Genomic DNA, 14,277 nt, shown 5'->3' with positions numbered 1-14,277 from the left:
AAGCAACTGAAACACACAATATTTCAGGAGGAGAGGAAATGCCAGAGAACAGAATAGAAATGCTCAAAAATCGTGCGGATGAGATCCGAAAGCTTACAATCCGATCCATTGGTAGCCTGGGGACCGGCCATATTGGAGGGGCGCTTTCCCTGTGTGAAGTACTGGCGGCGCTTTATTTTGAAGTGATGAATATAGATCCAAAGGATTCCAAAAAGCCGGACAGAGACCGCTTCGTCTTATCAAAAGGTCATGGAGGGCCCGCACTTTATGCCGCTCTGGCTCTCAGAGGATTTCTTGCGGAGGAGGAACTGGACACTTTAAACCGTCCGAACACCCACCTGCCCAGCCACTGCGATATGCGCCTTACCAACGGAATCGATATGTCCACCGGCTCCCTGGGGCAGGGCTTTTCCGCGTCTGTGGGGATGGCGCTGGCGGCACAGCTGGATCAAAAGGAACTGTATGTGTATTCCATCATCGGAGACGGGGAAAGCCAGGAAGGGCAGGTCTGGGAGGCAGCGATGCTGGCCGGAAGCCGGAGGCTGGACCACCTCATAGCGTTTACGGATTACAACAAAATGCAGATTGATGGTTATATCGAAGAAGTCAACGGACTGGAACCCCTGGACAAAAAATGGGAAGCCTTTGGTTTCCATGTACAAAGTATCAATGGCCACGATATCGCAGAGATTCTGTATGCAATCGACAATGCTAAGAAAATAAAGGGAAAACCTTCGATGATCCTTTTGAACACCATAAAGGGGAAAGGCGCTTATTTCTGCGAGAACCAGGTCGCTTCCCACAATATGAATATTACGGAAGACATGTGGAAAAAGGCCGTAGCACTACTGGAGAGGGAGGGATGAAACGATGACAGGAATAAAGGAAGCGGTGGCAGCAGGAAAGAAGGAAGAACGATGGTTAAGAGAGACCTATGTGGATCTACTGATCGAGGCAGGTGCGCAAAACCCGGATATCGTCATTCTGGAAGCCGATCTCATGAAGGCAGCGGGTACCATACGTTTTAAAGAACGGTTCCCACAGCGCACGATCAATGTAGGAATCGCCGAGGCCAATATGATGTCGGTAGCGGCAGGAATGTCCGCTATGGGAAAAATCCCCTTTACCCATACCTTTACGCCGTTTACCACCAGAAGAGCCTGCGACCAGGTGACGTTATCCATAGCCTACGCAGGGCTGAACGTGAAAATGATGGGAAGTGACCCCGGCGTCACGGCCGAACTGAACGGCGGTACCCATATGAGCATGGAAGATATGGCGGTCATGAGAAACATTCCGGGAATGGTGATCTACGAGCCGGCAGACAGCGTGCAGCTTCGGAAAATATTCCCTCAGATCGTCTCCCACTATGGGCCGGTCTATATCCGGCTGCTCCGCAGAAACGCTGTATCCATCTTTGAGGAGGATCAGGAGTTCACCCTGGGAAAAGGCACTGTGATCAAGGAAGGAACCGATGTCACCATACTGGCGACCGGGATCATGGTGGCGGAAGCAGTGGAAGCGGAAAAGGAACTGAAAAGAGAGGGGATCGACGCGGAAATTATTAATATTCATACACTGAAGCCTCTGGATGAAGAATTAGTGTTACAAAGCGCCAAAAAGACAAAAGCCGTCGTGACCGCAGAAAACCACAGTGTGATCGGAGCGCTGGGAGGGGCGGTCAGTGAATTCCTGTCCGGAACCTGCCCGGTTCCGGTGATCAGGGTCGGCGTGCAGGATCACTTCGGGGAAGTCGGATTCACTGAATTTCTGCAGGAGAAATACGGATTGACAAAAAAGGAAATCGTTGCCGCCGCAAGAAAGGCAATCCAAATCAGGAGGGAACAGGAATGAAAAAGATTGTGATCGGATCAGACAAATCAGGATTTATTTTAAAAGAGGCGGTCAAAGCGCATCTGGCCGAAGCAGGATATGAGGTGGAAGACTGCGGGACAAAAAATATGGATGAGCCGATGCCCTATTTTCAGGTGGCACCCATCCTGGCAAAAAAGATACAGGACCAGGAATATGAGAAAGGCATCCTCATCTGCGGAACAGGGATGGGAATGGCGGTAGTGGCCAACAAATTCAGGGGTGTCTATGCCGCTGTCTGTGAAAGCACCTACGCGGCCAGAATGTGCCGTGCGGTAAATGATGCCAACGTACTGACCATGGGGGGCTGGGTGACGGCCGACGTACTGGGCTGTGAGATGGCGGACGTATTTTTAGACACCGGATTTACCCAGGGACTGGAAGAGTGGAGACAGGAATTCCTCCGAAATGCAAGAGAGGAAGTTTTCTCGCTGGAAGAACAGATCTATACTGCAAAAGCAAAGTGAGCGGAATTGATTACAAACATAGAGCAGAGGGAAAGGAGCAGCTATGAAATATTTTTTAGACAGTGCCAGATTAGAGGAAATTGAATACGCCTATGACAACTATTGTATCGACGGGGTGACCACCAACCCGAAGCATATCAAAATGAGCGGAAAGCCTTTTATGAAGGTGGTGCGGGATATTGCGGCCTGGATCGAAAAAAAGGGACTTCAGGGCATAGACCGGTTCCCGGTATCCTTCGAGATCAATCCCCATCTGGAAACATGGGAAGAGATGGTAAATGCAGCCAGGGAAGTATCCTCCCATTCCCCTAACTACGTGATTAAAATCCCCTGCTGCGAACAGGGGCTGATCGCTGCGAAGAAGTTGGAAGAATCCGGTATCCGAACGAATGTAACACTGGTATTCAGCACGTCTCAGGCCATACCGGCCGGGAAACTGAACGCAAAGTTCGTATCCCCCTTCGTGGGCTGGAAAGAAAACAGCGGCGACAGTGGGGACTACATACAGAATATAATAGAAGTTTATAAAAACTACAATTTCCAAACTGAGATCATCGTCGCGGCAGTGCGCAACGGCAGGCAGATCGGAGATTTTGCGGCGATGGGAGCGGATATCGTAACCTGTGGCCTGGATGTCTATAAGGCAAGCTTCGAGCATCCCTTTACTACCTATGGGCTGGAAATCTTCCGGGATGCCTGGGACAACACCGTCCAGGAATAACAGCCATTATGGGAGGGGACTGGCATCTTTCGGCAGTAAAGCGAAACCGCAGGCAACTGCGCAGAGAAAGGGGCCTGTCCCCGGATGCCGGTCTATTATAGGAAAAAAGAATCTGTTCCCTGGATGTGTGATTAGGCGAATCAACATCCGGGGACAGTCCCCTCTCATATGACCAGATATATTAAAAAATGCGGCTGTGCGGCCTGGCTCTGGTGATAATATCACTAGAGAAATTGAAACGGTACAGCCATGCAGAAACGAGGTAAAAGATGAGCGAATACTTAGGAAAATTACACGAAACGGCTATACGTTTCCCGAATACGGATATCTGGATGGATTCGTGCGGGGAAGAAGAATTGAATTACGGACTGGAACGGGGAATCGTGGGAGCTACCAGTAATCCGATCATTGTCGGCAGCGTGATCAAAAATGAGCTTGCCACATGGGAACCCAGGATCCGCGCGTTGATCGCTGAGAATCAGGAGGCGGACGAGGACGAGATCGCCTGGATGCTGATCGATGAAATCGGGGCCTTGAGAAGCCAAAAGCTTCTTCCCGTCTTCCATAAGTTCCACGGAAAAAAAGGCCGATTGTCCATCCAGACCAATGCCAAATACTACCGGAACACCGCAAAAATGGTAAAACAGGCATTACACCTGAATTCCCTGGGTGAGAACATGCAGATCAAGATGCCGGCCTGTGAGGCGGGAATAGCGGCAATGGAAGAAGTCACATACCAGGGTGTCAGTATCAATGCCACCGTTTCCTTCACCGTAGCCCAGGCAGTCTGCGTGGCCGAAGCCGTGGAACGCGGGCTGGAGCGCAGAAAAGCAGAAGGCCTGCCGGTTGACCACATGGCGCCGATCTGTACCATCATGATCGGAAGGACCGACGACTGGATGAAAGAATACATAAAGAAGACAGGAATGGTTGTAGAACCGGAAGCGCTGGAATGGGCCGGTGTCGCTGTCATGAAAGAAGCATACCGTATATTCAGGGAAAGAGGCTACACCACCCGTCTTCTGACCGCGGCTAACCGCAACCAATACCACTGGTCTGAATTTATCGGAGGGGATCTGGCCCAGACGATCAACTATTCCTGGCATAAACGTTTAAACGCCTGCCAGGTAGAAGTAAAAGATCGGATCCATGAGCCGGTAAAAGAAGAATACTTAAGGGAACTAAACCGTATGGAGGAGTTCCACAAAGCCTTCCATGAAAATGGAATGCGCCCCTGTGAGTTCGAGACCTACGGAGCATTCCAGGCGACCCTTGACACCTTCATTGCCGGATACGATGATCTGTGCAGGCTGATCCGGGGCTATATGATATACCCGCTGCCGGCCCCCGAGCCGGTTCAGTCCCAGTCAGCAGCGTCCGCCCAGGCAGAAGCGCAGTTTAAACAGCGCGGACAGCTATGATAAAACCAAAGCAAACCCTGCCGTTACTGCTGCTGGCCCTCATCTGGGGAAGCTACTATGTGGCCAGCCAGAAAGCGGTACAGGGACTGAGCGTATTTTCCGTAGGAATCGTAATCCGCTTTATTACCCTGATCCTATTAACCATCCTGATGTGGAAAAAAGGGGAACTCAAACAACTGTTACACACAAAAGGTGTAATCGTCCGGCTCATCCTGATCGGCTGTCTCGGCTTTCTTCTGGACCTGACCGCCTTCATAGGCCTGTCCCTGTCAGCAGCCGGAATCGGCACCGCCCTGTTAAAATGCGATATCATCTTCGTAAACCTGATATCCGTCATCATCTACAAAGAGCGCTTCACAAAATTCGACTGGGCCTACACCTTCGTGATGCTCTTTGGCGTGTTCCTGGTCATGGACGTAGATTTTGGCAGCTTAAGCCTGGGAGGCCGCGGTGACATCTTCTTTATCCTGAGCGCCCTGTTTGTATCCATCAACGCATTCGTCATAAAGAGCGTCCAGCTGGACAAAAAAAATCCAATAGCCGACAACGTGGTAGCCTACTACAACAACATCGTTACCATGATCCTGTTCACCATCGCGACCATCCTAATGGGACGTCTCGGAGAACTCAAAATCCTGGTCCAGGACAAATCCACATTAATGGCAGCGCTCCTGGCCGGCCTGGGGCAGACCCTGGTCTACATCGTTTACTATTACAACCTGCGGCGGTTCCCCGTCTGGATCGTAAAAGTATTCCTTCTCCTGATGCCGATCGTCTCCACCCTGATCTGCTTTGTACTCTTCAAAGAAAAGCTGGCTCCCATGCAGCTTCTGGGAATCACAGTCGTGCTGGCCGGCGCCTTTGGAATCCTGATGGAACAGAAGAAGAAAGCGGCCTGTCCTGTAAACGGCTAACTCCGAAGATGGGAGAACCTCTTATTCGCAGGTCCTGAAACAAACTCGCCAAAGCCGGCTCGGGATTGGCAGTCATGGGCTTTTTATCGCCAAAGGCCGGATCAGGATCGGCATTCCTGGGCTCTTACCGGGAGTTAGGTAAAAGCCTGGTAACCGGAATGCCCGCAACAGCTTAAAAATAAGTTTGCGGGCATTCCGGTTATCAGGCTATACCCAACTCCCGGAAAGAACCCATTCCTATATAAAAGGAACCACCGTGAAATGAATAAGTCCTATATAAAAGGGACCATCGTGAAATAAATAAGTCATACCAAATATGGAACATGACTGCAGTTACCCATCAACATCCGGTATGCAAATTCTATTTCCAGATAGCCCTTATGAATTATAAGAATGGTTTTGTTTATAGTCCCTTTTGTCTTAATAAGCCTGTCTACGTGTTATATTCAAGGATCGTTTAATCCGGCCAACTCCACAAATTCACGCAGTGACGATGCTTTCTTCGCCGCCTTCAGCCAGCCGTCCAAAACAGACGGATCCTCTTCCTCCTTGATTTTATCAGCCAGCTGAGTTGTCAGGGAATCCCCCTCCAGTAATAACAAAAGGGCTTCCCTTTTCCCTTCCTTTTTCCCTTCAATCTTCCCTTCCTCTTTCGCCTCACTCCGGTTCACTTCGATATCCAGTTCCCGGCTGTATTCCGTCATCAGCATATTTTCCACCTCCGAACCATGTTCCTCCAGATAATCCTTCAGCACGTTCTCCTCTTTACTTTTAATTATAGCCCGGCGGATCGCTTCCTGCAATGGAAAACTCTGCTGATAAGACCGAACCAACTCCACGAAATAACTATAATCCAAAAGTGCCGGACACTTTTGCAGAAATTCCGGATTCTCATTATAATTAATATTAATCATCCGTACCCTTAATTCCAGTTCCGGTTCCCCTGCCTTCTTTATATACGCATCCGATAATTTCAAAACAGACTCCCGCGGCATTTTTGCCAGGCCATTATAAAATATTACATACTGAGGATTAGGCAGGCGTATTTGTTTGGTCGCATATAATCCTGTGCCTTTCGTTAGCTTTTCATACAACCTGGCTATGTACAGAAGACCCCGCAGGGGCATATTCGGATTATAGGTGCTCTGATGCTCATACAGCGACAGTTCTTCCTGACACATCAAAAATGACACATCATTTTTCATATTCATGTACAGCACATTCTCCAGGGTATTTACCTGAAGCTCTTCCGAGTTGTCATAATCAGTTCCGCAAACAGCATTATACAGCTGGAGCAGCCGATTACGTTCAGAAAACAGATGGATAAACATACGGTCCTTATAGGCCTTAACAGGTTCCGCATAATCAGACATAGACAAAAACCTCCTTTTCGGCATCTTTAAAATTAAAATTCTCCAACTCAAACAGGGAAAACACTCGGCAGAATTGCCTCATAAGAAAATAAATAAATATAGGAAATAAACTTTTATATCTATCAATAATGAAAGATTTCTTAATAAATTGCAATAGAATAAAGATTAAAATTTTATAAAAGAAATATAAAATCACTATTTCCAGCGATTAATAAATAGGATTCTATTAAATTATTCCAACAGACAGCCTGACTCCCTACCTATACAGCACCACACCCTATAAGAACATACCTATACAGCATCACACACCCTATAAGAACATGAAAAAAAGCTTATCGAAAAGCAGGGAGGAGAGAGAAAGGGCGTATCCGGTGGGAAGCCGGCGGCAAATCTCGTGGGGCCAAATCACTTGAGGCCGGGCCTTAGAACAGCTTACGCAGAGGGCAGGAGAACCTCGCAGGGCCTGGAACACTGTCCGAGCCGCCCTTTGGCGAGTTTGTTCCGGGCCCTGCCAATAAGAGGTTCTCCTGCCTTCGGAGTTAGCCGTTCTTAGGTCCGGCCGAAGTGATTTGGCCCCACGAGATTTGCCGCCGGCTTCCCATCGGATACGCCCTTTCCCTCTCCTCCCGGCCCAAAGTAAACTCAGCCCATAGTAACCCCAGCCTTAAGTACCCATCCTTGCATATTCAACAAAAGTTAAAGCAAATGTCCGCCCGACTCAAAAAAGCGGTTAATGATCGTATAAGCTGGTCCGATCGTCTCCAGCTCCAGGTTAAAGTGGCTGAACGAGACGCGTTCATTGACGGAAAAGGACTTCAGATTCTGGTTCAGCACTTCGCGGAATCGGGCGCTCTCGAAAAGCTCACCGTATAAAATGACGGAGGAGGGATCCAGAATACAGATCGAGTTCTTGATGGCCAGGGACAGATAATAAATCACCTTCTCCATGGTTTTGACAACGGGAGGGTCATTCTGCTCGTAAGCTTCCACAAGCGCTTCGACTGTGAATTTCTCGGGATTCCCATCCAGAAGTTCATAGAGGATCGGGGTGTTTTCTTTGGAAAAGACTTCTGAGATAGAACGCTCTATGGAGGTATAGCTGGCTATGGTTTCCAGACAGCCGTGATTTCCGCAGATGCAGGCGAGACCATCGGGTTCCACGATCAGATGGCCCAGCTCCATGGATTTATAGTCGAAATCATGGGTGGTGTGCCGGTAATTCAGTCTGGCCGCGCCGACGCCGGGGCCGTATTTTACAAAGAGCATATTATCCAGATATTCCCGCCGGGATAAAAATGCTTCGCCATGGGCCAGCGCACAGATGTTGTTGGTGAGTACAATCGGTATTTGCAGGGCTTCTTCCAGATAACCGGTCACCGGTACATTTTCTTCCCAGATTCCGTAGGATTTCACACTGATCCCCTGACGGGATTTTACGATACCGTTTACGCAAACACCAATCCCCAGTAGAGTCCTTCCGCCTAAGATCTTATCATCCGCTAACAGGCTGGTGACACTTTGGCAGAGCTTTGCGAGTATCTTGGCAGAATCGTAATAACAGTCTGCCGTTAGCACAGTGTCTTCAAACAGGATCGTGTTTTTCAGATCCATACACATAATGCGGAATTTGTGTTTGCTGATATAAACGCCGATTGCCGCGAATTTTCTGCCGCGTATTTCTAATAGGATTTCTTTTCGCCCTTTACGTCCGACATTAGAGGATTCATAGCTGCTTTCTTCCAAAAGCCCTTCCTCGATCAGGTCGTTGGTTATCAGTGTGATAGCTGCCGGAGTAAGTCCCAATGCGGTGGCGATCTCCTTTCTGGAAATACTGCCATTTTGATAAATCAGCCGGAGAATCGAACCTCGGTTCTTTTTCTTGACATCCAGCATATTAATTCCATTTGTTTCCGCCATAGTACATACCCTCTTCATAGAAATGTATTTATTTATAAGAGTTTCGCAAGCGAAACTTTATTTTATTTCATAGGAAAGTGCTCCTATGAAATAAAAAACGCTCCGCGGGGATCGCACTGCGGTGGAAAAGAAGATGCCGCTTGCGCGGCCCGCCGCAGGCGGAGAGTTTCGCAAGCGAAACTCTTTTTCATTATAATTTGATCTGCAGATTTTCCCCGTCGATACCGACATAAGCGCCTTTGGAGGCAGGGACGCTGTCCGGATGGGCAATGAGCCATTTGTTTTTCATCCAGATTAGTTGGTCCTCCGGCGTGCGCGCTTCGGGCAGAGAAGGAAGCGGCTCGTTGGTTCCGGCTGTCAGGACAATGATACTTTTAAACCCTTCCTGATTTACCCGGCAGGGGGCAAAGTGAAGGGTGGTGGCGTAGAGCTCCACCGCTGTACCGCATGGTACGTAAAAAGCTGTGACCTGATCGGCTGAAAGATGATTGCCCCGGATCTGACGCGCGTCGCATAAAAGCAGGACGAGGTCCGTGGCTGCGATATCAAGCTCGGAGCATTTGTGGTATTCCAATGCGTTCAAACGGTCGGTCGTACCGTTGCAGTAGCCAATCTGGGCTGGAATTCCCGCGTAAAAATGGGAGGTCATAAGCGATGCGAAATCTGTGTTCATCAGGTCGGGATCGGATGCGATATAGGTATTTCCGTTTTCCGGAACCGCCTTATTTTCCATGACCGCAAGGACTTCTTCCAATGGATAGTCTGTGATGATACGGCCGTATGGTTCAAATGCAGCGTCCGTAACCGGATAGAAAGAAATACCCGGATTTTTTTCTTTTAATTGTTCAAAGCGCATAATCATCGGATCCTTTCTTTAAATAATTAAGTATTTTAAATGACATGGGTAAATTGAATCTACAATAGATAAAACATTAAGTTCATCATAACAAATTCAAGCTATATTTGCAATTGAAAATGAGAAATTATCATGGGAATTGAATATTGATTAAAATATTTAACAAAAAATGAAAATGTCTATTTACAATTGTCTATAAATACTATATAATCATGCTTGTAAGGGAAAACGTATAACGAATTGTACAGCACTGTCAGAGAAAATAGGGATGAATTGTTCAATGTTATATGGCTTTCCTAAAATTTTACCTATTAAATTAAAACATTTAATTAAAAAGGAAAATCAAGAAAAAGGAAACGGTGAGAAAGGAAGGTATTGCTTTATGAAGAAAAGATTTCTGGCATTGGCGTTGACGGTTGTATTGGGGATTAGCTCGCTGACAGGATGCGGGGGAAAAGAAGAACCGGCGGACAGTGGTGCGAAGAGTGAAGCCGGTACAGAGACGAAAGAAACTCCGGCCCAGACAGAAGGAACCGGCTCCGGGGAAATGGTCACTTTGAACTTTCCGAATATCTGGGTGGGCACGGACAGCAAGGCGGAAGTATTTGGCAAGATGATTGCCGGCTTTAATGAGCAGTATAAAGGACAGTATGAGGTGAAGGTGGAGGAGCAGACCGATTATGACGCTTACCGGGATAAGATCCGTACGCTGATATCCACCGGCGCCGCACCGGATATTTTTACGGTTGACAGTATGGCGGATCTGACGCTGTTTGCAGAATCCGGCAAAATAATGGATACCACTTCCTATGTGGAGGGGAATCTGGCCGACCGGTTTGTGGAGAGTGCGATTGACAATGCGAAAATAGGCGGCGTATGTTATGGCGTACCTTACGAGATGGCCGTGGTTCCATTCATGTATAATCAGAAACTTATGGATGCGGCTGGGATTACGGAATTACCCGCTTCTTTTGAAGATTTCTTCGCGGATTGTGAAAAATTAAAAGAAAGCGGCGTATTCCCTGTCACGCAGATGACCAATGATAATGCCTGGACTTCTATGCTTTGGTATTCCTACGCGCTTGCAGCCTGCGGCGGGGCGGATGTCTATGAAAAAGGACTGGATGATGAAGCATTTGTGAAGGCAGCGGAAATTCTCAAGAAAATGTTTGACTACACCTCCTCCGATGCTGTGGGAGCGGACGCCAGCGTGGTAAACGGTCATTTCTTCAATGAGAGGGCTGCCATTTATACAAACGGAAGCTGGATTCTCGGCCGTATCAAAACAGAAGGCGCAGAAGGGCTCTATGATAACCTGTCGATCAGCCCGGGATTATCCATAGATGGGAAAAACGGCGGGGCATATGTAAACTCGGTATTGGCTTACATCGTACTGGGAAAACAGGAGGATCCGAACAAGCAGGCGGCTGCCGAAGCATTCTTAGAGTACATAACCGATCCCGACCGGGTTCTGGAGCTGTCCAATTCCTCAGGAGCCATGTTTGCCATCAGCTATGATGCCACGAAGATTACCGACCCGTTACAGTCGGAGATTATGGAGCAGAGCAAAGCGGCACCGTTTATGATCCCCTATTTCAACGCAGCTATGCCGACAGCGGTAGCCAACGCATTCCCAAGCGCTTTGGAATCCCTGGTATTGGGTGATGTGGATGAACAGGGCTTCGTCGATCTGTTAAAGAGCGCCCAATAAGAGAAAAACAGATGTATCATCATTTCCCGCCTGCCGGTGGCCGCGTGCCGCCTTGCAGGCGGGTTATATAAAGGGGGTCAATTATGAAGCATAAGAGACAAAACACGGTGGGTATTATTCTTTTTTTACTTCCGGCGCTGTTTCTGTTTATCGTCTTTTTTGTTTTTCCAATTCTGTTTGTCGGCGTCATGAGCTTATTTGACTGGAATGGAATTACAGACGCCGGATTTGCCGGGTTGCAAAACTATGCGAAAATATTCAGCGATAAGGTATTCTGGCGGAGCCTTCGGAACAATGTCATCTGGGCGTTATCCGCCTGCTTTATCCAGGTGCCTCTGGCATTGTTGATGGCTTTGATTCTTTCGAAGAAGCCGAAGTTCTGGAAGTTCTTCCGAACGGTCTACTTTCTGCCCCAGGTAATCTCCGGTATCGCCATCGCCACACTCTGGTCAGCGGTCTACAACAGTGAATTCGGTCTGCTGAACGGAATCTTAAGAGCGGTGGGGCTGGGGGATCAGGCGAAAAACTGGCTGGGCAATCCAAGTACCGCATTCATCTGCGTCCTGATCTACGGATTGTTTTACATAGGGTATTACATGGTGATTATGATGGCCGGTATCACGGGAATCGATCAGACCTATTATGAAGCGGCCCGGATCGACGGGGCCAATGTGTTCCAGACGGATATCCATATCACCATACCACTGATCAAATATTCGCTGTCCACCTGCGTGACCCTGGCCGCGGTATTCGGCCTGCGTACGTTTGAACAGGTTTACCTGCTCACAAACGGCGGCCCGGCAAACCGGACTTCCGTCCTGGTGCTCTATTTGTATAACCAGATGCGCAACAACAATTACGGCGGAGCCAACGCGTCCAGCGTTATGCTGATCTTAACCGGCGCTCTAGTCATCGTATGCATACGGAAAATGTTCTCATCCCGGGATGAGTAGGAGGGGGATCAGATGGTAAAAACAGCAAAGAAAAATAAAATACATGAGCAGCTGACACCGAAAACAGCGGTTCTGAAAATTGTAAAATGGTTTATGATCTTGTTTTTCGGGATTTATACCCTGTTTCCTCTGGTCTGGCTCTTTGTCACGTCACTGAAGACAAATGCGGAATACTTTGATAATCCGTTTTCGCTGCCGGCAGTGATCCAGTTTCAGAATTACGTGAATGCGTTTTCCCAGGCCAATCTGGGGAGGATGATTATCAACTCCATCACGGTTTCCGTGATTGCCACTTTTATCAATATCATGGCGGCGGCCATGGCATCCTACGCCATTTCCCGTTTTCAGTTCAAGGGAAAGGAAGCGATCTTCGCGATGTTTTCCGCCGGTGTTATGGTGCCGCTGAACGCGCTGATGGTACCATATTTTACTATTTTCAGCAGAGCGGGTTTACTGGATTCCCTGAATTCCCTTCGGATTCTGTATGCGGCCATAGGGCTGCCGATGTCGGTCTTTATCGTCCGTGGGTTTATGGATTCATTTCCGAAGGAGATTGAGGAGGCTGCTTATGTGGATGGCTGCGGATTCTATGGGAGGTTCCTGCGTATCGTGCTGCCGCTGACCAAGACAGGGCTTGTGACTGCCGCTACCTTCCAGTTCCTGACCTGCTGGAATGAATTCGTCTATGCCAACCTGCTGACTTCCTCGCCGGCCACCAAGACGATCCAGATCGGAATCCGTTATTTTACCAATCAGTTCACAACAGACTATGTTTCGATGTATGCGGCGATCGTGATCGCTATTATACCGAGTATTATCGGGTACATGCTGTTCCAGGAACAGATTATATCAGGCCTGACCAGCGGAGCGGTGAAAGGTTAGGTACCATGGAGATTATTCATGTAAACATACTGGAAGATGGGGAAATTCTGGAGAATTTCTTTATCAGGACAAGGAATGGGTTGATTCAGGATATTGATACCATGGAACATTACCGAAGGATTCAGGAAGAAGTCCTTGACGGGGAACATCAATTCCTGTGTCCCGGTTTTATAGATATACATAATCACGGTGCAGTTGGATTCGACGCGATGGATGGGACAGCGGAAGCGCTGGCCGGGATCGCCGGTTTTCATTTCCAGAACGGGGTGACCTCCTTTCTGGCGACGACGATGACCGCTCCGCTTAAACAGGTTAAAAAACTGGCGGACCTGCTGGAGGGCGGGCTTAAGACAGACGCGGACATACTGGGCATCCATATGGAAGGGCCGTTTCTTTCGGAAAGAAACAAGGGAGCACAGCCAGGGCAGTATCTCCTGAGACCACAGGAGGAGCATTTCAGGATACTGGATGAGATGAAACCATGGATCCGGCTGATTACAGTATCGCCGGATGTGCCCCATATCGGATTATTACTGGAATATTGCAGAGTGAATGGGATTACGGTCTCGGGCGGTCATGACGGGGCCATTGATGAAGAAATCTACCGGGCTGTGGAAGGCGGCATGAAAAGCGTGACGCATCTGTACTGCTGCAGTTCCACCATTTCCAGAAGGCAGGATGCCGTGAAGCACATCGGTCTTACGGAAATCGGCCTGGAGGACGACCAGTTATATGCGGAGGTGGTAGCGGACGGGCATCATATACCTGCGGCTTTATTCCGGCTGATCTATAAATGTAAAGGTTACCGGAAAATATGCCTCGTCTCCGATGAAATCCGGGCGGCAGGCCTGGGGGAAGGGGAATTCATGCTGGGCAGCGGGGAACATGGGGTTCCGGTTACTGTAACAGATGGGATCGCCTTATTAAAGAGTGAGAATGTATATGCCGGGAGCGTGACGCCGATCAGCCGGATGGTGGAGCAGCTGACGGCATCTGGGGCTGTCCCGATCGGGCAGGCATGCTATATGGCTTCCTCTGCGCCGGCGGAACTGCTTGGCCTAAGAGACCGGGGGCATATCCGGGAAGGCTGCGCAGCTCATTTTAACATACTGGATCGGGAAGGGCGCCTGCGCAGAACCATAAAAGAAGAGATATAACTTTATAGAAGAGATATAACTATTTAAGTAAAA

13 protein-coding genes are annotated in these 14,277 nt (G+C 48.6%); 10 read left to right on the top strand and 3 right to left on the bottom strand.

All coding sequences use genetic code 11. The features are described 5' to 3' along the window. Positions 1-38 precede the first annotated feature (38 nt). The 6 genes from KTH90_RS17125 (at position 39) to KTH90_RS17100 (ending at position 5,395) form a co-directional block, all read left to right on the top strand. Entirely contained in the window at positions 39-866 is an 828-nt protein-coding gene (locus KTH90_RS17125) for a transketolase (RefSeq protein WP_158354427.1), read from the top strand. Positions 867-870: 4 nt separating this feature from the next. After that, positions 871-1,854, top strand: coding sequence for a transketolase family protein (locus KTH90_RS17120; RefSeq protein ID WP_238727112.1), 984 nt, complete (start codon positions 871-873; stop codon positions 1,852-1,854). Next, positions 1,851-2,339 (top strand): RpiB/LacA/LacB family sugar-phosphate isomerase, encoded by a 489-nt coding sequence (locus tag KTH90_RS17115; RefSeq protein WP_158354423.1) that lies wholly within the window; start codon positions 1,851-1,853, stop codon positions 2,337-2,339. The genes KTH90_RS17120 and KTH90_RS17115 overlap by 4 nt, the downstream gene beginning before the upstream one ends. 43 nt (positions 2,340-2,382) lie before the next feature. Then, positions 2,383-3,060, top strand: coding sequence for a transaldolase family protein (locus tag KTH90_RS17110; protein WP_158354421.1), 678 nt, complete (start codon positions 2,383-2,385; stop codon positions 3,058-3,060). Positions 3,061-3,329: 269 nt separating this feature from the next. Next, on the top strand, positions 3,330-4,481 hold the full coding sequence (locus KTH90_RS17105; protein ID WP_158354418.1) for a transaldolase family protein: 1,152 nt from the start codon (positions 3,330-3,332) through the stop codon (positions 4,479-4,481). After that, on the top strand, positions 4,478-5,395 hold the full coding sequence (locus KTH90_RS17100; protein WP_238727111.1) for a DMT family transporter: 918 nt from the start codon (positions 4,478-4,480) through the stop codon (positions 5,393-5,395). The genes KTH90_RS17105 and KTH90_RS17100 overlap by 4 nt, the downstream gene beginning before the upstream one ends. Positions 5,396-5,841: 446 nt before the next feature. On the opposite strand, the gene KTH90_RS17095 is transcribed toward KTH90_RS17100, so the two are convergent. From KTH90_RS17095 to KTH90_RS17085, 3 genes are all read right to left on the bottom strand, one after another. After that, positions 5,842-6,768, bottom strand: coding sequence for an RpnC/YadD family protein (locus KTH90_RS17095; protein ID WP_158354417.1), 927 nt, complete (start codon positions 6,766-6,768; stop codon positions 5,842-5,844). 696 nt (positions 6,769-7,464) lie between these two features. Further along, a complete protein-coding gene (locus tag KTH90_RS17090; RefSeq protein WP_238727110.1) occupies positions 7,465-8,685 on the bottom strand; it encodes an ROK family transcriptional regulator in 1,221 nt (406 codons plus the stop codon). A 190-nt stretch (positions 8,686-8,875) separates the two neighbouring features. Then, positions 8,876-9,541 (bottom strand): DUF4867 family protein, encoded by a 666-nt coding sequence (locus tag KTH90_RS17085; RefSeq protein ID WP_238727109.1) that lies wholly within the window; start codon positions 9,539-9,541, stop codon positions 8,876-8,878. A 382-nt stretch (positions 9,542-9,923) separates the two neighbouring features. Here KTH90_RS17085 and KTH90_RS17080 point away from each other — a divergent pair, with 382 nt between their 5' ends. The 4 genes from KTH90_RS17080 to KTH90_RS17065 all read left to right on the top strand — a co-directional run bounded on the left by KTH90_RS17080 (position 9,924) and on the right by KTH90_RS17065 (position 14,244). Beyond that, the gene (locus KTH90_RS17080) at positions 9,924-11,252 is read left to right on the top strand and encodes an ABC transporter substrate-binding protein (protein ID WP_158354411.1); all 1,329 of its coding nucleotides are present in this window, start codon (positions 9,924-9,926) and stop codon (positions 11,250-11,252) included. Between the two features lie 83 nt (positions 11,253-11,335). Then, the gene (locus KTH90_RS17075; protein WP_238727108.1) at positions 11,336-12,205 is read left to right on the top strand and encodes a carbohydrate ABC transporter permease; all 870 of its coding nucleotides are present in this window, start codon (positions 11,336-11,338) and stop codon (positions 12,203-12,205) included. 12 nt (positions 12,206-12,217) lie between these two features. Continuing rightward, a complete protein-coding gene (locus tag KTH90_RS17070) occupies positions 12,218-13,087 on the top strand; it encodes a carbohydrate ABC transporter permease (protein ID WP_158354407.1) in 870 nt (289 codons plus the stop codon). 5 nt (positions 13,088-13,092) lie between these two features. Next, positions 13,093-14,244 (top strand): N-acetylglucosamine-6-phosphate deacetylase, encoded by a 1,152-nt coding sequence (locus KTH90_RS17065; protein ID WP_238727107.1) that lies wholly within the window; start codon positions 13,093-13,095, stop codon positions 14,242-14,244. The last annotated feature ends 33 nt before the right edge of the window (positions 14,245-14,277 follow it).

The sequence above is a fragment of the Diplocloster modestus genome (genome assembly GCF_019042245.1).
Taxonomy (GTDB): Bacteria; Bacillota; Clostridia; order Lachnospirales; family Lachnospiraceae; genus Diplocloster; species Diplocloster modestus.
The sequence above is the reverse complement of the archived record's forward strand: the minus strand, read 5'-3'. Positions and strand labels throughout refer to the sequence as shown.